The sequence below is a fragment of the Kaistia defluvii genome, assembly GCF_026343955.1.
GTDB classification, from domain to species: domain Bacteria; phylum Pseudomonadota; class Alphaproteobacteria; order Rhizobiales; family Kaistiaceae; genus Kaistia; species Kaistia defluvii.
This window is the reverse complement of sequence record NZ_JAPKNI010000004.1, coordinates 240,868-260,267: the sequence shown is the minus strand read 5'-3', so window position 1 is coordinate 260,267 and position 19,400 is coordinate 240,868. Positions and strand designations below refer to the sequence as shown.

Here is a 19,400-nt window from a genome sequence, read left to right as displayed (position 1 = left end):
CGAGGAGGACGACCGATCGCAACGATTAGAGGCGGTTAAGGTTAAAGCTTGGTTGATGCCGCGCCGGCTTAGCGGTCCCTTGCGGGGGCGAGGGGCCGGTAGAAGCCCGGCGTCATGCCGGCCTCGGAGCGCGCCGCCTCGTTGAAGGGCGGCTTGAGGGGGCCACGGAAATGCTTGATTACCAGCTGCCGGAAGGTCGGTTCGGGTGCCAGCCTCTGTCGGTCGCACATGAAGCGGAACCACTTGGCGCCGAAGGCGACATGGCGCTTTTCGTCGCGGTAGATGATGGCGAGAATAGCCGCGCTTTCCGCGTCGCCGACCTCGATCATCTTGTCGATCAGCGGGGGCGTGACGTCGAGTCCACGCGCTTCCAGCACGAGCGGCAGGATGGCGAGCCGGGCGGTCAGGTCGTGCCCGGTCTCCTGGGTCGCCTGCCACAGCCCGTCATGCGCCGGCAGGTCGCCATAGGCGGCGCCGAGCGAGCGCAGCCGGTCGGCCAGCAGCGAATAGTGCTTGGCCTCCTCGAGCCCCACCTGCACCCAGTTGTCGAAGAACGAACGGGGCAGGGGCACGCGCACGAACCGGCCGACCAAGTCCCAGGTCAGGTCGACGGCGTTGAGTTCGATGTGGGCGAGCGAGTGGATCATCGAGATCCGGCCATGCTCGGAATGGACCGAGCGCTTGGGCAATTCGCGCGGCGGCACCAGGACGAGATTCGCCGGGCGGCCGGGCCTGTCCGGCATGGCGCCGTCGAGAGGCCCGGCCGAGAGCGACAGGCGGCGGCCGAACCAGGCCTTGGCGGTGGCGAAGGCCAGTTCGACCTTCTCGTCGAGATCGGCCGTGGCGACAATGCGGGCGGAGGCCGCGGCGAGGCTGCGCAGGTCGGTCGGTTCCATGAGGGGCTTCATGCGCTCCGGGCGGCGGCGAGAACCTCGTCGACATGCCCCTTCACCTTCACCTTTTCCCAGGCGCGGGCGATCCTGCCGTCACGGTCGATCAGATAGGTGGTGCGCACCACCCCCATATATTTGTGCCCGAACATCGATTTCTCCTCCCAAACGCCATAGCTCTCCAGCATGGCTTTGTTTTCATCGGAGGCGAGCGTGACCGAGAGTTTATGCTTCTTGCGGAAGCGCTCGTGAGACTGGACGCTGTCCGGCGACACGCCGATCACCAAGGTGTCGGCTGCCTCGAAGTCGGCTTGCCGCGCCGAAAAGTCGATTGCCTCCACGGTACAGCCGGAAGTGTTGTCCTTCGGGTAGAAATAGAGGACTACCTTGCGTCCCTTGAGGTCGGAGAGCTTGATTCTGCTGCCGCCATCGGTCGGAAGGTCGAAATCCGGGGCCACAGAACCTTGGGTCAGTATGGACATGCTGCCTTCCTTTCGTCGCACTTGTCTGGCGTGAGAAGCAGAATTGACGGGGAATTTGCAAGTGGGGCTTGGATCGGCCCGCGATTCCGGATGAGATCAGAATCAGCGCGTCGGTCCACGGGTCCGGACCGGTCGACGTCACCGATGGGTTTTACGCCGCTCCCGGAACGGAGGCGGCTTGCAAGGGGTATTGACGCCTGACAATGCGCCTCGACGAGTATCCATCGGCGCGCGCTCACCGGCCTCTCTATGAGCGTCCGCCGCCGAGACGGCGTGGCTGGTCCAACTTGCTGCTGCGTCTGCTTGGGGCGTTTCTTCTGCTCGTCGTGATCCTGTTCGGCACGCTGGCGGCGATCGTGGCAACCGGGCCGGTGGAACTCGACGCCGTGCGCGACCGGGTGCGCGCGTCATTGTCCAAGCGCCTCGGGCCGGATTATGCGGTCAAGGTCGGCCGCGCCCTGATCGATGTCGACCCCGTGCTCGGTCTCGTTGTCCAGCTCGACGATATTTCCGTGCGCGATCGCGCCAGTGTCGTCGTCGGCAATGTTCCGGCCGCGCGGCTGGCGATCGATCCTCTGTCTCTGCTGCGCTTTCGCCTCAACATCCGCACGGTCGAGATCTCCGACGCCGACGTTTCCTTCGTCCGCGCCCCGTCCGGCGCGGTCTATCTGGGCACGGCGGATACGGACCATCAGCCCGGGCCGCCGCCGACCGTGACCGCGGCGGCTCCCTCAGCGCCGGAAAGTGACGATGTGGCCGATGGCGGCTTCCCGGATCTGCTGCGGGCGCTCCGCACTGTCAATGGCGCGCTCGATCCGGCCGTCGACTTCGCGATTTCGCGCGGCTTCGAGCGTCTTTCGGTCGATGCCTCGACCATCCGTGTCTGGGACGCCGCGCAGATGCAGCAACGGAGCTTCGGGCATACCGACATCGCATTGACCGTCGATGGCGAGACAGGCGCGGTGAAGGCCAATCTCGATACGTCGGGCTATGCCGGGCGTTGGGGCGTGCTGGCCGAGCGCACGGTCGATCCGGACAGCCATGACCGCAATCTGTCCGTCATCTTCTCGCAACTGTCTCTGGCCGATCTCAATCCTGCGCTCGGCAGGCCGGACAGCATGCTGCAGTCCAACGTGCCGATGTTCGGGCGCGCCACCGTTCGCCTGAACGACAAGGGTAATGTCCAGGCGGCAACGGTTCGGCTGGATCTGGGCGCAGGAACCTTCGTCTCGGGGCTTGGCAAGGATACGGTCCTGCTCGACGAGGCGACGGTGCGCCTGCGCTGGGATGTGCCGCGCCGTGCCATCGTCATGGAGCCATCCTCGTTCTTCTTCGGCGACACGCGCGCCGTCGTCATCGGTGAGGTCAAGCCGCTGAACGACAAGGCGGATGGCCGCTATGGCTTCACGCTGGAGAGCCGCAACGCGGTCCTCTTCGCCGCCGACGCCAACGCGCCGCCGATCGTCGCTGACCGCATTGCACTGGTCGGCACGGCGGATGTCGCCGCCAGGCGCATCGACTTCACCGATGCGTCGATTACCACGCAGGGCGGCTCGATCGCGGCCGCCGGGTCGGTCGGCCTCGAGGGACCGACGCCGTCGCTGGCGATGGCTGCCTCCTTCTCGCCGATGGCGCTTTCGACGCTCAAGCAGATGTGGCCGCCTTTCCTGGCCGGCGCAGCCCGCAAATGGGCCTATGAGCACGTAAAGGGCGGTACGCTGGAAGCGGGACGCTTCGAGGCATCCGTGCCCGCCGGCGTTCTGTGGACCGGCGAACGGGTCGTGCTGCCGGAAGAATACATGCGCCTCGATATGCGCCTCGACGACGTCTCGTTCACGACCATCGGAACGGTCCCCATGGTGACGGGGGCGAGCGGCAATGCCGTGCTGGCGGGCTCGACCTTCGGCCTGGACGTCGAGAAGGGGCGTGTCGTCACGCCGCTCGGGAAGACCGTCGAGATCACCGCCGGCGCCTTCGCCGTCTCCAACACCGCCCAGCGCTTTCCCGATGCGCAGATCGAGATCCAGCTCGAGGGCGATGTCGGCGCCATGGCGGAGATCGCCGACAGCGAGCCGCTTCTGGCGATGGAGCGCCGGTCGATCGACCCGGGCTCGCTATCCGGCAAGGCGCAGGCGAACGTCTCGATCAAGCTGCCGCTCCGGCCCGGCGTGACGCCGTCCGAGGTGGACTGGCGCGTCGCGCTGACGACCACCGGCTTTGCCAGCAGCGAGCCGATCGAAGGCAAGGTGATCAAGAATGGCGCGCTGTCGATGACGGCGACGCCCGCCGAAATCCAAGTTCATGGCAAGGCGACGATCAACGGCGTCCTTGCCTCGATCGACGTGGCGCAGCCGCTCGGCGACACGGATGGCGATGGCCAGACCGAGGCCGGCCGTCGCAAGGTGACGCTGAGCCTGGACGAGAAGGCCCGCAAGGCCCTCGGCATCGGCCTCGACAATGTGATTGGCGGCACGGTCGGCGCCTCAGTCTCCGACCTCGGGGATGGCAGCAAGGGGCAGCATTACGAACTGGACCTGAAGCAGGCCCGCCTCGTGCTTCAGGCGGTCGGCTGGTCCAAGGGCATCGGTGTGCCGGCCAAGCTGAGCTTCGATCTGCGTCCGCTCGGCAATGGCTTCGCCGTCGACAACATGGTCGCCACGGGCGACGGCTTCGGCTTCAAGGGCAAGGCCGTGCTCGACTCCAAATACGGCCTCGTCTCCGCCGAGCTCGACCGCCTGGCGCTGCGCAAGGGCGACCAGATTTCGGTCAATCTGAGCCGCAAGGGCAACGGCTATGCGATCGTGGCGCGGGGTTCCTCGTTCGACGTCCGGGGGCTGATCGCGCAATACAAGTCGGCGGCGATGGGGCCGAGCGAGGGCGCGGCGGATATCTCGCTGGACGCCAAGGTCGGCACGCTGATCGGCTTCAACCAGGCGACCCTGTCCGACGCTGCGGTTGTCGTGCAGGCGCGCGGCGGCACCGTGCAGAAGGCGTCGCTGGAAGGCATGCTCGACAAGGGCGGCATCTCGCTCAGCTTCGTCGACGGTGGCGACAAGGCCGATTTGCGGCTCAACTCCGGCGATGCTGGCAGCGTGTTCCGCTTTATCGACATTTACGGCCGCATCGCCGGCGGTCGTCTGACCCTGACGGGAACCCGGGCGGGTTCCAGCGGCCCGTTCTCCGGCGTGTTCGACGTCTGGAATTTCCGCATCGTGGACGAGCCGTCGATGAGCCGGCTGGTTTCCGCCACCAATGGCAGCGGCCCGGAGGCGACGCGCACCGGGCTCGATCCATCCAACGTGCCGTTCGACCGCATGCGGCTCGACTACACCAAGCGCGGCTCGATCGTCGTCATCGACGACGCGACATTGCGCGGCGCCTCGGTCGGCGCGACCTTCAACGGCACGCTCGATCTGGCTCGCCAGACCGTCTCGCTGGCCGGGACCTACCTGCCGGCATACGCCTTCAACAATTTGTTCGGCAGGCTTCCCATCATCGGGCTGGCGCTTGGCGGTGGCAGCAAGGGCGGCCTGATCGGCGTCACCTTCAAGGTGGACGGCAAGCTGGGCGCGCCGAACCTGATGATCAACCCGCTCTCGGTCATCACCCCCGGCATCTTCCGCAAGATCTTCGAATTTCCCGTCAACTGAACGCAGGTTTGACGCCCGGGGCGGTGAGAGACCGTTCTTTTGTCACGGCGGCCAGGCCTGTCCGCCGTGGACCCTGGCGCCCCGGGTTCGGCCTTTCCCATCCGCTTGCGCGGTCGCATGGCCCTCAACTTGACAGCACAAGCTTTGGTCGAGGTTCGCTTATATTTCTAGCGCCGATTGATGATAAGGGGGGCGCTGTATCTTGCTGAATTACGATAATCCGCCTGGTTCGACCATGATTCTACTGGATTTCTTCTCTTAACTTATTGCTTGTCGTAGACGTTATTTGAATATATGTGGCAATGTTTCTCAATAAAAATTGCATGTTGTTTTGGTTTGGGGTTCGATCTGTTATCCGGGTGGGAGAGGCAGAGTCAGCTATACCAACAACTTCGAGTCGTTCTAAACTTGAATTACTTTGAAACCATTATTGCGACCCCGCTGGTGGGTTGATATCCTCGGCGGATCATTTCCGTGGGGGCACGAAGATGGACAGCCATGGCGGGAGCGGCGCTTCCACTGGCAATTTCGGCTTCGGGCGAGGGTAATTGGGGCATCATGTCATCATTCAAAGCAGGCCGGGCGACTCGTTCGGCGCCGGATTTCGCACGCGCGCGCTGGGCGGCGGGCGTGTCGTTGGTCGCCATAGCGACGATGCTGGGCGGCGCTGGACGAGCCTCGGCCGATCCGTCGCCGATCATTGTCGAGACGCAGGCCGAACTGGATGACCTTGTTGTCACGGGCGTCATCGACGTTTCGGCGGCGGCGCCGCTGGTCTTGAACAATGCCGGCAGCGTCACGTTCTCGGATACGATCGAACTCGAAGGCGTCGCCTGGGATAGCTCCTATGGAACTTTCACCAAGATGGGCGCCGGCACGCTGACGCTCGATGGCGCCACCATCAACGGCGGTGAGACCCATATCGCTGGCGGCACGCTGGATTTCACCGGCGATAGCGCCATCGAGTACCTGGCGGTCGGTTCGGGCGCGTCCAGCGATGGCGCGATGACGATCGGGGAGGGTGCATCCGCTTCGTTCGGCGTCGGCCTGTCCGTTGGCTACTACGGCGGTACCGGCACGGCGATGCAGACCGGCGGCACGGTTACCATTTCTCCCACCTGCGGCAACGAAGATCGCTGCGCGGCTGTTCACATCGGCAATCAGGGCGGCCAGGGCACCTACACGATCAGCGACGGCTTGCTGGAGGTGAGTGATGGCCGCATGACGCTCGGACGCAACACCACTCAGACGGGCGGCACCAGCGGCACTCTCAACATCGAAGGCGGCACTGTCTCGATCCGGGATAGCGGCTATCTGGCCATTGGGTTTGGTCGCGAGACCGACAATGGCGCGGCCACCGCTACCGGCGAGATCAACCAGAACGGCGGTATCCTGCGCGTCGACGCAACGTCGTCGCTCTATCTCGCGGGCACCGGAACGGGAACCTACAATCTCGATGGTGGCACGCTGGAGATTGGCGGAGCCAGCCTGAAGGGCCGACGCGTCAGCGGGCAGGGCACCTATAATTTCAACCTCGGCGGCGGCGCGATCAAGGTCACGAGCGCGCTCAACACGTCCGTCGATGCCACTCTGACCGACGGCACGCTGTCCTTCATCGACACCAATGGTTTCGACGCCACCTGGTCCGGTAGTCTCGCCGGCAATGGCGGTCTCGAAAAGTACGGCGCCGGTACGCTGACGATTGGCAACCTGTCGGAAACGATTGAGGTGCTCGGCGTGTCGCAAGGCGACGTCACGCTGACCGGCAGCAAGAATTTCGCGGGTCCGACGACGATCGCCGTCTATGCCGGCAGCACGCTGAACGTCACGGGAGATTTTGCACTCGGCACGGAGGGCCAGTTCGTAACCGGCATCGACGATTCAGGTCAGGCTGGCAAGATAGCTGCGACAGGCGATCTCGTCCTGGACGGCGCGGTCCGCGTCGTGCCGGTCAGCGGCTACCTTCTGGACCATGACTACACGGTCGCCACAGCCGGCGGCAATGCGAGCTTCGGCAACGGCAGCGTCATCGAGGACTTCGCCTTCATTTCCGGAGCCTTGTCGCTCGACGATGACAGCCATTCGATCTACCTGACCCTCACGCAGGACGTGAACTTCGCGTCCGGCGCGACGACATCGAACCAGGTCGCCGCCGCGAACGGTATTGAATCCGTTGGATCGGGCTCGCTGTTTGACGCCGTCCAGTTCCTCACCATGGCCGACGGTCCAGCCGTCTTCGACGCGATCTCCGGCGAGATTCATGCGAGCGCTTCCGGCGTCCTGCTGAATGACAGCTTCTTCCTGCGCGACGCCGTGCTTGGCCGCCTGCATTACCCGTCCAGGGGGTCGGCCGCGCCGTCCGTCAGCCTCGCCTCCGGCTATGCCGAGGGCGACAAGCGCAGCATGGCTCCGTTCCCCGGCGTCGCATCCGCTCCGGTTGCCGATCCCAACACGTTCTGGTCGCAGGGCTTCGGCTCGTGGGGCCATAGCGACGGCGATGCCAATGTCGCCAAGCTCGATCGTTCGACCGGCGGCATCATCGTCGGTTATGACCGCGTCGTCGGCAAGGACTGGCTGATCGGCGCGGCCGCCGGCTACAGCCGCACCAGCTTCGATCTCGATGACCGCTCGTCCTCGGGCGACAGCGACAACTACCACCTGCTCGCCTATGCCGGCGGCAAGGTTTCGGACGTCAATGTCCGCCTCGGCGCCAGCTACACCTGGAACGAGATCGACACGAGCCGAAATGTGTCGCTGCCGGGCTTCTTCGAACAGGAGAAGGCTGACTATTCCGCCGGTACGACGCAGATCTTCGGTGAAGTCGGCTACGACATCGCGGTCAGCGCCGCGGCGACGATCGAGCCGTTCGCCGGTCTCGCCTACGTCCATCTCTCGACGGATGGTTATAGCGAGACGGGCGGTTCGGCAGCGCTGAGCGCCGATGGCGCCAACCAGAGCGTCACCTATGGCACGCTCGGCCTACGCGCCGATCACAAGCTCGTGGTCGGCAATGTCGGCGTGACGCTGCAGGGCGCCGCTGCGTGGCAGCATGCCTGGGGCGACGTGACGCCGGTAAGCACGCTGGCCTTCGCCGGTGGCGATGCCTTCCAGGTGACTGGGGCGCCGATCGCGCAGGATGCCCTGCTGCTCAAGGCAGGCTTCGATGTCGACGTGGCGGCGGGCGCCAAGCTCGGCCTGTTCTATGCCGGACAACTGGCCAGCGACGCGGCGGATAACTCGGTCCAGGGACGCCTGAGCATCGCGTTCTAAGGCGAGCCAGCTCCGAAATGCGAAAGGCGGCGCAGGCGACTGCGCCGCCTTTTTGTTATCGATGTTTTGGCTCCCCGCGTCCCGATTCCGCACCGTCCTCCTCGCGAAAGCGAGGATCCATTCAGCCTGTGGCACGGGGAGGACCGCGTCCGCAAAGCCGGCCGCATGGATCCTGGCTCAAGCCCAGGATGACGCCGGGCGTGGTGGCGAAGGCGGAAACAAAAAAGACGGCGCCGTTTCCTGCGCCGCCTCGAATCCTCATGCTGTCCGAAAGATCAGAGCGGGCGGACCAGGATGTGCTTCTTGCGGCCGAGAGAGAGCTTGACGACGCCTTCCGAGGTCAGCGCGTCGGGACCGACCAGTACCTTCTCGTCGGTGATCGCCTGGTCGTTGACGCGCAGGCCGCCGCCCTTGATCTGGCGGCGGGCTTCGCCGTTCGAGGCGACGAGGCCGGCCTGCACGAACAGCGACAGCACGCCGAGGCCGTTGGCGAAGTCGGACGCCGCGACCTCGATCGTCGGCAGGTTCTCGGCCAGCGCGCCTTCCTCGAAGGTGCGGCGCGCCGTTTCGGCCGCTTCCTCGGCCGCGGCGCGGCCATGCGCCAGCGCCGTCACCTCGGTGGCGAGGATCTTCTTGGCGTCGTTGATCTCGGAGCCGCCCAGCGCCGCCAGGCGGGCGATCTCGTCCAGAGGCAGCTCGGTGTAGAGCTTGAGGAAGCGCTCGACGTCGCCATCCTCGGTGTTGCGCCAGAACTGCCAGAACTCGTACGAGCCCAGCATGTCGGCGTTGAGCCAGACGGCACCGTTCGCGGTCTTGCCCATCTTGGCGCCGGACGAGGTGGTGAGCAGGGGCGTGGTCAGCGCATAGAACTGCTTGTCGAGCATGCGGTGGCCGAGCTCGATGCCGTTGACGATGTTGCCCCACTGGTCAGAGCCGCCCATCTGCAGCGTCACGTCATGGCGCTGGTTCAGCTCGACGAAGTCATAGGCCTGCAGGATCATGTAGTTGAATTCGAGGAAGGACAGCGACTGCTCGCGGTCGAGGCGCAGCTTCACCGAGTCGAAGGAGAGCATGCGGTTGACCGAGAAGTGGCGGCCGACATCGCGCAGGAAGTCGATGTAGTGCAGGCCGTTCAGCCATTCGGCATTGTTCGTCATGATCGCCGGGCGCTCGGCGCGGTCGAAATCGAGGTAGTTGGCGAACACCCTGCGGATGCCGGCGAAATTCTCGTCGATCATCTCGTCGGTGAGCAGCTTGCGTGCCTCGTCCTTGAAGGACGGGTCGCCGATGCGCGTGGTGCCGCCGCCCATCAGCGCCAGCGGGCGATGGCCGGTCTTCTGCATCCAGCGCAGCATCATGATCTGCATCAGCGAGCCGACATGCAGGCTCTTCGCCGTGGCGTCGAAGCCGATATAGCCGGTGACGGTCTCCGTCGCGAAGCGGCGATCGAGCCCTTCGCTATCCGAGCACTGGTGGACGAAGCCACGCTCGGTCAGGATCTGCATCAACTCGGACTTGAAGGCGCTCATGACGGACCTTTGGAAGAAGGATGGGATTGGCCGGCTTTCTAGCAGCCGGAACGGGAAATTTCACCTCGAAGGGCGAAATTTCCCGTATCAGGATCAGGCGGCGCGGCGGGCGCGGGCCCGGCGGGCTTCCACGGCGGCGGCGAGCCGCTCGAGAACGTCGACCGAGGTGTCCCAGTCGATGCAGCCATCGGTGATGCTCTGGCCGTAGACGAGCGGCTGGCCTTCGACCAGGTCCTGCCGGCCGGCGACCAGGTTGCTCTCCACCATCACGCCCATGATGCGGTTGTCGCCAGCCTCGACCTGGCGGGCGATGTCCTCGACGACGATCGGCTGGTTTTCCGGCTTCTTCGAGGAGTTGGCATGGCTGGCGTCGATCATGATCTTCGGCACGATGCCGGCCTTCTCCGAGGCCTTGGCCGCTTCCTCGACGCTGGCGGCGTCATAGTTGGTCGATTTTCCGCCGCGCAGGATGATGTGGCAGTCCTCGTTGCCGACCGTGGTGGCGATGGCGGACCGTCCGGTCTTGGTGACGGCCAGGAAATGGTGCGGCTGCGACGCCGAGAGAACCGCGTCGAGCGCGATCTTGACGTTGCCGTCCGTGCCGTTCTTGAAGCCGACCGCGCAGGAGAGGCCGGAGGCCAGCTCGCGATGCACCTGGCTTTCGGTCGTGCGCGCGCCGATCGCGCCCCAGCCGACGAGATCGGCGAAATACTGCGGCGTCGTCATGTCGAGGAATTCGGAGCCTGCCGGCACGCCGAGATCGTTGATCTCGAGCAGCAGGTTGCGCGCGATGCGCAGGCCCTTGTCGATCTCGAAGCTGCCGTCGAGGTCGGGATCGTTGATCAGGCCCTTCCAGCCGACGGTCGTGCGCGGCTTCTCGAAATAGACCCGCATGATGATCTCGAGCCGGTCGGCGAGGTAGGGGCGGATTTCGGCGAGGCGGCGCGCATAGTCCATGGCGGCGACGGGATCATGGATCGAGCAGGGGCCGATGACGACGGCAAGGCGGTCGTCGGTGCCGTGCAGGATGTTGTGCAGCGCGGTTCGGGCGCCGGTGACGGTGTCGCTGGCGGTCTCGGTGCGGGGGAACTCGCGCATCACCTGTTCGGGTGTCGAGAGTTCTTTCAGTTCGCGGATGCGGAGGTCGTCGGTGATCAGCACGGTGTGGCTCCTTGAGAAATTGGACCACCCGGCGGCATTAAAAAAGCCGCCAGGTGTCTGGCGGCTTCGGGACATTTCGCGGCTTTTTAGACCGCGCGCACCCCTACCTCCGCCAAAGCGAGCGGATAGCTAAAGTACCAAGCATAGGTGGTGGCGGCGAAAGTCATGACAGCGCATATAGATCAGCCGAAACGGTTTGTCACGGGGGACGTTGCGGCTTTTGACGAAACGGCGTCACTGTTGCCGATCTGCTCTTTGCGGAAGCAACGCATGCGGCTATCCCGGATTGGAATAGTTCCGGGGGAACCAATGCGCAGAACGGTCGTTGTCGGGCTCATGAGCGGAACGTCGATGGATGGCGTCGACGCGGCACTGATCGCGACCGACGGGGAAGAGGTCGAGGCTTTCGGCCCCACCTATTTCAGGCCTTATCAAGCGGATGAACGCGCCGTGCTGCGCGCGGCGTTGGCGGCTGCGGTCGGGCTGGACCGGCGCGAGGCTCGTCCCGGTGTGATCGGCGATGCCGAGCGGATCGTCACCGACGCGCATGCGGAAGCCGTCGAGGCCCTGCTGTCCCGCCGCGATGTCGACGCGCCGCGCGTCACGCTGGTGGGCTTCCATGGCCAGACCGTGTTCCATGCGCCCGCGCGTCGGCTGACGATCCAGATCGGCGATGGCGCCGCGCTCGCGCAGCGGCTCGGCCTGCCTGTCGTCTATGATTTTCGCGCCGCCGACGTCGCCGCGGGCGGGCAGGGCGCGCCGCTGGTGCCGATCTTCCATGCGGCCCTCGTGCGCGCCGCCGGACTGGAGGGTGATGTCGCGGTGGTCAATATCGGTGGCGTTGGCAATGTCACGCGGATCGGCGCCGATGGCTCGATCGTCGCCTTCGACACCGGCCCGGGCAACGCGCTGATCGACGATCTCGTCCGCGAGCGCACGGGCGCCAGCATGGACGTCGACGGCGCCTTGTCCGCGGCGGGCACCGTCCATCTCCAATCCCTCGCCGAACTGATGGACGATCCCTGGTTCAGCCTGCCGCCGCCGAAATCGCTCGATCGCGATGCCTTTTCCCGCGCGCCGGTGGCGCGTCTGTCGACGGCCGATGCCTGCGCGACGCTCGCCGCCTTCACCGCCGAGACGATCGCGCGCGCCGTGGCGCTCGCGGGCGGCGCCGGCGAGATCATTGTCTGCGGCGGCGGGGCGCATAATCCCGCCATCCTGCGCCAGCTCGCCGAGGCCAGCGGCGCCGTGGTCACGACGGCCGACTCGCTCGGCTGGTCTGGCGATTTCATGGAGGCGCAGGCCTTCGCCTATCTCGCGGCGCGCAGCGTCGCCGGCCTGCCGCTGAGCCTCCCCGAAACCACCGGGGTGCCGCATCCCATGCCAGGCGGCGTTCTCGCCGAGCCGGGGGGCTTGGCCCGGTGAGCGATCGAACCGCCGCCTTGTCCGCCACCATCGTTTCAAGTTCGTCTTTGGGAGAGATCCGGATGCTCGTTCGTTTGATGAAATTTGGCGTCCTGCTGGTCACGGGCCTGGCGCTCGCCGCGTCCGCCCAGGCCGCCGCCGGAACCGGGGCGGTGACGACCGCCAGCGCGGCCATCGCGCCGATGACGGCCCCGGCCGCCGGGGCTGAAGCCGCGGCCAAGCCCGCGCCCCGGGTGGTTGCCAGGGCCGCGAAGCGTGCGCCGGTGGTGCGCCGCGACCCGCAGGTCTATCTGTTCCGCGGCCTTGCCAACGTGTTTTCGCTCGGCATGGACGACATGGCGAAGGAGCTGAAGGCGCAGGGCATCCCCAACAAGGTGCTGAACCACGCCAACTGGCCGCGTGTCGCCGCCGACATCACCGCCAAGTACAAGGCGAATCCCAAGGCCACCCGGCCGATCGTACTGGTGGGCCATTCGCTGGGCGCCAATGCCGTGCTCCTGATGGCGCAGAAGTTGGCGCGCGATGGCGTCCCGGTCGATCTGGTCGTTACCTTCGACCCCACGACCAAGGGCCCCGTCGCCCCCGGAGTGCGTCGCTACCTCAATCTCTACCAGTCCAACAATGGCTGGGCCGAGGCCTTGGACGTTCCGGCCGGAGCCGGCAAGCGCGTGGTCAATTCCGACGTGCGCAAGCGCACCGACATCAAGGCCGCCGTCTCGCATTTCGACATCGACAAGAACCGCGTTCTGCACCAGCAGGTGGTCGCCGAAATCGTCCGGCTGGCCGGCGGAAAGGCCAGGCCGTAACGCAGGTCCGGCGCGATGTAGCCGGGCCGAGCCTCTGGCGATGGCCCTCTTCGGCGCGTGGCGCCGGCGTTTCCACATGGCATGGCCCCGCTTCGGCGGGGCTTTTTTGTTGCGCGGGGCATCGCCTGCGGCGCCGGCCTTTCCGCTGCGGAGCGATCGGGCGAGAATCAGCAAGCGCCGCGCTGGCGCCTGGTCCGGAATGAAGCGTCGTTGGCGCGCCGCGCCCGCAGAGGCCGGCTCGCGACAAGCGGGCGTATCGCAGAATCGTATCCCGGCGACTGCCGGGAATTTCGCCGGAAATTACTTTGGTTCTCGTAGCGTCGGCGTCTTAAGCGATATCGTGTCAACGGGTTGCGAGGGCCGTGGGTGTCAGACGCAGTCGCGAAGGCGCTCGAAAGCGACGGGGACCCTACGTCAATTCGGGATATTGCTGCATTTCAGCAACAGTTTTTCTAGTCTGACTAAACTAGCTTGGCGTCATCCGGGGCGGCGATCCTTACAGCGGTTGCGGGGATATCTTCACCAACAGGGGCTGAGCATGAAAGCAATTCTGCATGGAATGACGCTTGTTTCCGTTCTGGCACTGGGCGCTGCCGGTGCCCAGGCCGCGGATCTGATCGAGGCGCCGGTCGTCGTCGCGCCCGAGGTGTTTAACTGGACCGGCTTCTATGTCGGCGTCCATGGCGGCCTCGGGGCCGGCAAGAACGACTATTCCGTCTCCGGGTTCCAGGAACATGAGGTCCTGGGGTTCTCGACCTTCGGCGGCAGTGACGACGAGAACGCCAATGGCGGCTTCGGCGGTGTCCAGGTCGGCTACAACTATCAGTTCGGCTCCAGCTTCGTTGCCGGCGTGGAGGCCGATATCGCCGCCGCCAGCATCTCCAGCGATAGCTCGAACGTATTCGGCATCGAGTCCTGGGGCGGCAGCACCCGCCCGCTGAACATGGGCGTCGACAGCAAGGTCGACTGGTTCGGCACCCTTCGGGCGCGCCTCGGCTTCGCGGTAGACAATGTCCTGTTCTACGGCACGGGCGGCGCGGCCTACGGCCACGTGAAGACGTCGTACAACATCGACTACGACAACGGTGACGACGTTCTCAGCGGATCGAACTCGGATACCCAGTGGGGCTGGACGGTCGGCGCCGGCTTCGAATACGGCATCACCAAGAACGTCACGCTGAAGGCCGAATACCTCTATGTCGATCTCGGCAGCGCCAGCCTCGCCAGCGACGTGACGGTTCACGACACCGGCTTCCGCTACATCAATCTCGACAGCGCCGACGTGGACACGAAGTTCCACACCATCAAGGCCGGTCTGAACTACAAGTTCTGATCGCCTGGACGGTCCAGCGTTCAGAGGGCTCCGCCAAGGCGGGGCCCTTTTTCGTGGCCATGCGCATGCCGCGGCGCGCCAGTCGTGCCGGAACCGCCGCGAATGCCGGTCGTGGGACAAGGCCCGACTCCTGCCCCCATCCAGAGAATCGATCGGACGAGCTTCCGGTTGGGTAAATCGCTGTACCGCCCGGTCCTGTAACTCTCAGGTGGCTGGTCGGCGGGCTTCGATGCGGTTTCCGCTAGCCTAGATGATTTTGTTTGTCCGATAGATTGGCGGCAGCCACGCGGGGGCAACTGGCGCCAATTCGCTTGATCGGTCAGTTTTCTACAGGAAATGTACTAAGGGAGATATCTCTTCATGATGCAAAACCTTGTCTGACCGTGCGTCACTTGTCCAATTAATGGTGCGATTCTGCCACAGTCAGGCGTTCGGCGTTGCGCTAGCTTGAAGCTACCTGAACGGCCGCTCCCCCCAATCCATCGGCCGTCTGGACCCAGTTTTCCGAGCGAAGGGGCTCTATGATGAAATTCATTCTTCGCAGTGCAACCATGGCATCCGTGCTGGCACTCGGCGTCGCAGGCGCCCAGGCCGCCGACCTGACCTACGAACCGGCCCCGGTGGCCGTTCCGGAAGTCTTCAACTGGACGGGCTTCTATATCGGTGTCCATGGCGGCATCGGCGGCGGAAATATCGATTCCCAGTTCCGCTACTACGATCCCGAAGTTCCGGGCGACGGCTACAACTTCAGCGACAACGCGTTTGGCGCGTTTGGCGGTGTTCAGGCTGGCTACAACTGGCAGTTCAACACGAACTGGGTCGTCGGCCTGGAGACCGATTTCGCCGCATCGGGCATCGAAGCCAAGCATTCCGTCGACTATAGCGATGGGTATTCGGAGAGCAATGAAACCAAGGTAGATTGGTTCGGCACCATTCGCGGGCGACTTGGTTATGCTTGGGACAATGTGTTGTTCTATGGAACGGGTGGCGCCGCTTATGGCAAGGTTAAGGTGTCTGGCTCGTATGATGGCGACGGTAGCGGTAGCTACTCGGATTCAGATACGAATTGGGGGTGGACCGCTGGCGCCGGTGTCGAGTACGGGATTACAAAGAACGTTACTTTGAAGGCTGAGTACCTCTACGTCGATCTTGGCAGCGTCACAGCAGACGCCGGGGATGATTTCGGTGGGTCATTCAAGTCCGACGTCGCCTTCCACACCCTCAAGGCCGGTCTGAACTACAAGTTCTGATCCCGCGTCTCCTATCCATACTGGAGGGCCCTGCAGTGCAGGGCCCTTTTCTATTGGGATGTTGCATTGGACCTGTTCTGGCCGACGCTCGATCCGGCGCGGAGCTTAACGCACGGCTGGCGATCGTCGGTCCGCCGTCACGTTGGTGTCGACGCGCAGGAGCGGCTCCCGATTAGGAATTGTTCGATTAGCTAAGTAGCCGCGCGTTTAGCTAAAATGTAGATGCGCTCCATACTCTGGGAACGGGGCAAGACAGTATTGTTTTCGATATGGCAATATTGTCACGGAATCAGCCTTTAGCGCCTCGGATTCTTGCTGAATGCAATCAATCGGCAATGGTTTGTTTGCGAATCCGGTGTTACGCTTCGTCATCTGGGTGGCACTTGCATCGCATTCTTTGTGAACAGTAAGACTGAAGAGGCCCGCAATGAAACACTCGCTACTGACTGCGACGGCAGCGGCATCTGTCCTGGCCCTGGGCCTCGGTGGAGCGCGCGCCGCCGATCTCACCTACGAACCGGCGCCGGTCGTCGTGGCCCCCGCCGCGTTCAACTGGTCCGGCTTCTATGCCGGTGTGCATGCCGGCTATGCCTGGGGCAGCGAGGACGATAACCAGAGCAATCTGTTTGGCGATCCCGAGCCATTGCCGCAAGCTGCCGACAGCTTCGACATGGACGGCTTCATCGGTGGTGTCCATGCCGGCTACAACTGGCAGATGGACCAGTTCGTCTTCGGCGTCGAGGGCGATCTCGACTACGCCAACATCAAGGGCAGCGAAGGCTATGCCGGCTATGTGACGAATTTCGGCGGCGATTATGTCGAGGGTAACCTCGAGATGAAGAGCCAGTGGCAGGCCTCGCTGCGGGCCCGTGCCGGCTATGCCTTCGACAACTTCCTGGTCTATGGCACGGGCGGTATCGCCTTCGCAGACGGCAAGCTGTCATCGAATGGATACAACTTCGACACCGACACGAACTTCGGCTCCGACGACAGCAACACGCATGTCGGCTGGACGGTGGGTGTCGGCGCCGAATACGCCTTCTCGCCCAACTGGATCGCCCGTGCCGAACTTCGCTACACCGATTTCGGCAACAAGACCTACCAGTTGCTGGAAGGTCCGGTCGATGCCGACTGGACGCAGACGGCCGTCACGGTCGGCCTGAGCTACAAGTTCTGATCTTACGGACGGGGCGCACTCTGAAAGGCTCCGCTTCGGCGGAGCCTTTTGGTTTTTGTGGCGCGGGAAGGCGGCCAGGATGACTTGGGCGGTGCCCGTCGCGCGCCGATCGGATTCAAAGCCTCAGGCTCTTGTTGCAAAGTCTTGATCGATCGAGGGTATCGCCTTCGGACACGCGTTGTTTTCGGGCCTCGGCCGGGCTCCGCCGGAGCGGAGCGGGATCGAAGCGCGATCTTGATCCATCCGTCGCCTGGATGAACCGCTGGCCGCTGCTCACGGTCCCGGGCCTCTGGATCGTCCAAGGAAAACGGCCCGCGGCGAGGTCGCCGCGGGCCGTCGAAACCAGCATCGGAAGCGCCGAAGCGCTGCCGGACGGAAGTGTCAGGCGGCGCTCAGCATGGCGAGGCGCTTGTCGACATAGTTGCCGCAGATATCGATCAGCGGCTCGACCTGGCCTTCGAAGAAATGGTTGGCGCCCGGCATGATCGTCTGTTCGACGATGATGCCCTTCTGCGTCTTCAGCTTGTCGACCAGCGTCTGCACGTCCTTGGGCGGCGCGACCTTGTCCTGGTCGCCATGCACGATCAGGCCGGAAGACGGGCAGGGCGCCAGGAACGAGAAGTCGTACAGATTGGCCTGCGGCGCGATCGAGATGAAGCCCTCGATCTCCGGGCGGCGCATCAGCAGCTGCATGCCGATCCACGAGCCGAACGAGAAGCCGGCGACCCAGCAGGCGCGCGCGTCCGGGTGGATGGTCTGCGCCCAGTCGAGCGCCGAAGCCGCGTCCGAAAGCTCGCCCTCGCCATGGTCGAATTCACCCTGGCTGCGACCGACGCCGCGGAAGTTGAAGCGCAGCACCGCGAAGCCGCGCTTCGCGAACATGTAGAACAGCTGATAGGTGATCGCGTTGTTCATCGTGCCGCCGAACTGCGGATGCGGATGAAGGATGATGGCGATCGGGCCGTTCTTTTCCTTGGACGGCTGGAAGCGTCCCTCGATGCGGCCGGCGGGGCCGGTGAAAATAACCTCGGGCATGTTTAGCCTCGGACCTTTCGATCTGTTCAGAACGCCCCAAGTGACCTATATCAGCGTCAAATCCTAACTTGACTCTGATGCTCAGGGTTTCTAGAACACTTTAGAATTATTCGAAATCGGCGTCGGATGTCGATCCTGCCTTGTAGCGGGCCTTGTAGCATGAGGCAGGGTCCGGATTTCAAGCATAATGCGACATCCGCCTTGCAACGGGAGACTGCCAGCCGTGGCCGCGCCGCGTATCTACCTCGATTACAATGCCGGTGCGCCGCTTCGTCCCGAAGTGCGCATGGCGATGATCGATGCGCTGGATGCGACCGGCAATGCGTCCTCCGTGCATGGTGAGGGCAGGGCCGCGCGCGCCCGGGTCGAGGCGGCGCGCCGCCGGGTTGCAGCCCTTGTCGGCGCCGACCCGACCCGCGTGATCTTCACCTCCGGCGGCACCGAGGCCAATGTCACCGTGCTGTCGCCGCGCATGCGTATGGGTGCCGGTGAACTGGCGATCGACCTGCTGCTGGTGGGCGCGACGGAGCATCCGTCCGTGCTGGCCGGCGGCCGTTTCGGCCCCGACAGGGTCCGTCCGGTCGCGGTCGATGGCGAGGGGCGGTTGAGCCTCACCGATCTGGGCGCGGCGCTGGAACTGGCTGCCGCCGAAGGCAAGCGGGTGCTGGTCTCCGTCATGCTGGCCAACAACGAGACCGGGACGATCCAGAGGGTTGCCGAGATAGCGGCGCTGGCGCGCAGGTTTGGCGCGCTGGTCCACACCGACGCGATCCAGGCGGCGGGCCGGATCCCGGTCGATATCGGAGCGCTCGGCGTCGATTTCCTGACCCTTTCCGCCCACAAGATCGGCGGGCCGCAGGGGGCTGGCGCAATCGTGTTGGGCGGCGATCTCGTCTCGCCCCTGCCGCTCCTGGTCGGCGGCGGACAGGAAAAATACAGCCGCGCCGGCACCCAGAACGTGGCGGCGATCATCGGCTTCGGCGTGGCGGCGGATTGTGCCCGCGCCGATCTGGAGCGGTCTGCCGCGTGGAGCCTCTGGCGCGACGGGATCGCGACGGCGGCGGCTCCGGCCATTCTCTTGAGCGGGGGCGCCGAGCGGCTCCCGCAGACGCTGTCACTCGGCGTCGACGGTCTCCAGGCGGAAACGCTGGTGATCGCGCTCGATCTCGAAGGCGTGGCGGTATCCGCCGGTTCGGCCTGCTCTTCGGGAAAAGTCGGTGTTTCGCATGTGATGAAGGCCATGAACGTGCCCGAATCCCAGGCGAAGGCCGCGATCCGCGTCAGTTTCGGATGGGCGACCACCGAATCCGACATACGTAGATTTACGGAGGTCTGGGGACGTGTCATGAGACGGCTCGCGCCGGGCGTGACACGCGCCGCATGACAACGCAC

The 19,400-nt window shown here is 64.6% G+C and carries 13 protein-coding genes; 8 read left to right on the top strand and 5 right to left on the bottom strand.

All coding sequences use genetic code 11. From position 1 onward, the window contains the following. Positions 1 to 68 precede the first annotated feature (68 nt). A complete protein-coding gene (locus OSH10_RS12220) occupies positions 69 to 896 on the bottom strand; it encodes a ferritin-like domain-containing protein (protein ID WP_266332040.1) in 828 nt (275 codons plus the stop codon). Positions 897 to 904: 8 nt separating this feature from the next. Further along, positions 905 to 1,372: a thioredoxin-dependent thiol peroxidase gene (bcp, locus tag OSH10_RS12215; RefSeq protein ID WP_266332039.1), complete on the bottom strand. Its 468-nt coding sequence runs from the start codon at positions 1,370 to 1,372 to the stop codon at positions 905 to 907. A 287-nt stretch (positions 1,373 to 1,659) separates the two neighbouring features. Between bcp and OSH10_RS12210 the strand changes: the two genes are divergently transcribed. Both OSH10_RS12210 and OSH10_RS12205 read left to right on the top strand, forming a co-directional pair. Beyond that, positions 1,660 to 5,022, top strand: a complete 3,363-nt coding sequence (locus tag OSH10_RS12210; protein WP_266332038.1) for an AsmA-like C-terminal region-containing protein — start codon at positions 1,660 to 1,662, stop codon at positions 5,020 to 5,022. Positions 5,023 to 5,580: 558 nt separating this feature from the next. Further along, a complete protein-coding gene (locus OSH10_RS12205) occupies positions 5,581 to 8,292 on the top strand; it encodes an autotransporter outer membrane beta-barrel domain-containing protein (RefSeq protein ID WP_266332037.1) in 2,712 nt (903 codons plus the stop codon). Positions 8,293 to 8,567: 275 nt separating this feature from the next. Here the strand turns inward: OSH10_RS12205 and tyrS are convergent, their stop codons facing one another. Next, on the bottom strand, positions 8,568 to 9,821 hold the full coding sequence (gene tyrS, locus OSH10_RS12200; RefSeq protein ID WP_266332036.1) for a tyrosine--tRNA ligase: 1,254 nt from the start codon (positions 9,819 to 9,821) through the stop codon (positions 8,568 to 8,570). A gap of 93 nt (positions 9,822 to 9,914) precedes the next feature. Next, complete coding sequence (locus OSH10_RS12195) at positions 9,915 to 10,919, bottom strand: 3-deoxy-7-phosphoheptulonate synthase (protein WP_407660711.1); 1,005 nt, start codon at positions 10,917 to 10,919, stop codon at positions 9,915 to 9,917. 372 nt (positions 10,920 to 11,291) lie between these two features. On the opposite strand from OSH10_RS12195, the gene OSH10_RS12190 reads away from it, so the two are divergent. From OSH10_RS12190 to OSH10_RS12170, 5 genes are all read left to right on the top strand, one after another. Beyond that, on the top strand, positions 11,292 to 12,407 hold the full coding sequence (locus tag OSH10_RS12190) for an anhydro-N-acetylmuramic acid kinase (protein WP_266332034.1): 1,116 nt from the start codon (positions 11,292 to 11,294) through the stop codon (positions 12,405 to 12,407). A 62-nt stretch (positions 12,408 to 12,469) separates the two neighbouring features. Continuing rightward, a complete protein-coding gene (locus tag OSH10_RS12185) occupies positions 12,470 to 13,213 on the top strand; it encodes a hypothetical protein (RefSeq protein ID WP_266332033.1) in 744 nt (247 codons plus the stop codon). A 538-nt stretch (positions 13,214 to 13,751) separates the two neighbouring features. Further along, complete coding sequence (locus tag OSH10_RS12180) at positions 13,752 to 14,546, top strand: outer membrane protein (RefSeq protein ID WP_266332032.1); 795 nt, start codon at positions 13,752 to 13,754, stop codon at positions 14,544 to 14,546. A gap of 524 nt (positions 14,547 to 15,070) precedes the next feature. After that, a complete protein-coding gene (locus OSH10_RS12175) occupies positions 15,071 to 15,796 on the top strand; it encodes an outer membrane protein (RefSeq protein ID WP_266332373.1) in 726 nt (241 codons plus the stop codon). A gap of 427 nt (positions 15,797 to 16,223) precedes the next feature. Continuing rightward, a complete protein-coding gene (locus OSH10_RS12170) occupies positions 16,224 to 16,973 on the top strand; it encodes an outer membrane protein (RefSeq protein ID WP_266332031.1) in 750 nt (249 codons plus the stop codon). 381 nt (positions 16,974 to 17,354) lie between these two features. On the opposite strand, the gene OSH10_RS12165 is transcribed toward OSH10_RS12170, so the two are convergent. Continuing rightward, entirely contained in the window at positions 17,355 to 18,008 is a 654-nt protein-coding gene (locus OSH10_RS12165) for an alpha/beta hydrolase (protein ID WP_266332030.1), read from the bottom strand. A 223-nt stretch (positions 18,009 to 18,231) separates the two neighbouring features. Here OSH10_RS12165 and OSH10_RS12160 point away from each other — a divergent pair, with 223 nt between their 5' ends. Continuing rightward, positions 18,232 to 19,392: a cysteine desulfurase family protein gene (locus tag OSH10_RS12160; protein WP_266332029.1), complete on the top strand. Its 1,161-nt coding sequence runs from the start codon at positions 18,232 to 18,234 to the stop codon at positions 19,390 to 19,392. The last annotated feature ends 8 nt before the right edge of the window (positions 19,393 to 19,400 follow it).

Coding starts and splice junctions, on each gene's coding strand:
- OSH10_RS12190 (WP_266332034.1), top strand. CDS start 11,292: ATGCGCAGAACGGTCGTTGTCGGGCTCATGAGCGGAACGTCGATGGAT.
- OSH10_RS12185 (WP_266332033.1), top strand. CDS start 12,470: ATGCTCGTTCGTTTGATGAAATTTGGCGTCCTGCTGGTCACGGGCCTG.
- OSH10_RS12205 (WP_266332037.1), top strand. CDS start 5,581: ATGTCATCATTCAAAGCAGGCCGGGCGACTCGTTCGGCGCCGGATTTC.
- OSH10_RS12220 (WP_266332040.1), bottom strand. CDS start 896: ATGGAACCGACCGACCTGCGCAGCCTCGCCGCGGCCTCCGCCCGCATT.
- OSH10_RS12165 (WP_266332030.1), bottom strand. CDS start 18,008: ATGCCCGAGGTTATTTTCACCGGCCCCGCCGGCCGCATCGAGGGACGC.
- OSH10_RS12170 (WP_266332031.1), top strand. CDS start 16,224: ATGAAACACTCGCTACTGACTGCGACGGCAGCGGCATCTGTCCTGGCC.
- OSH10_RS12180 (WP_266332032.1), top strand. CDS start 13,752: ATGAAAGCAATTCTGCATGGAATGACGCTTGTTTCCGTTCTGGCACTG.
- bcp (WP_266332039.1), bottom strand. CDS start 1,372: ATGTCCATACTGACCCAAGGTTCTGTGGCCCCGGATTTCGACCTTCCG.
- OSH10_RS12195 (WP_407660711.1), bottom strand. CDS start 10,919: ATGCGCGAGTTCCCCCGCACCGAGACCGCCAGCGACACCGTCACCGGC.
- OSH10_RS12175 (WP_266332373.1), top strand. CDS start 15,071: ATGAAATTCATTCTTCGCAGTGCAACCATGGCATCCGTGCTGGCACTC.
- tyrS (WP_266332036.1), bottom strand. CDS start 9,821: ATGAGCGCCTTCAAGTCCGAGTTGATGCAGATCCTGACCGAGCGTGGC.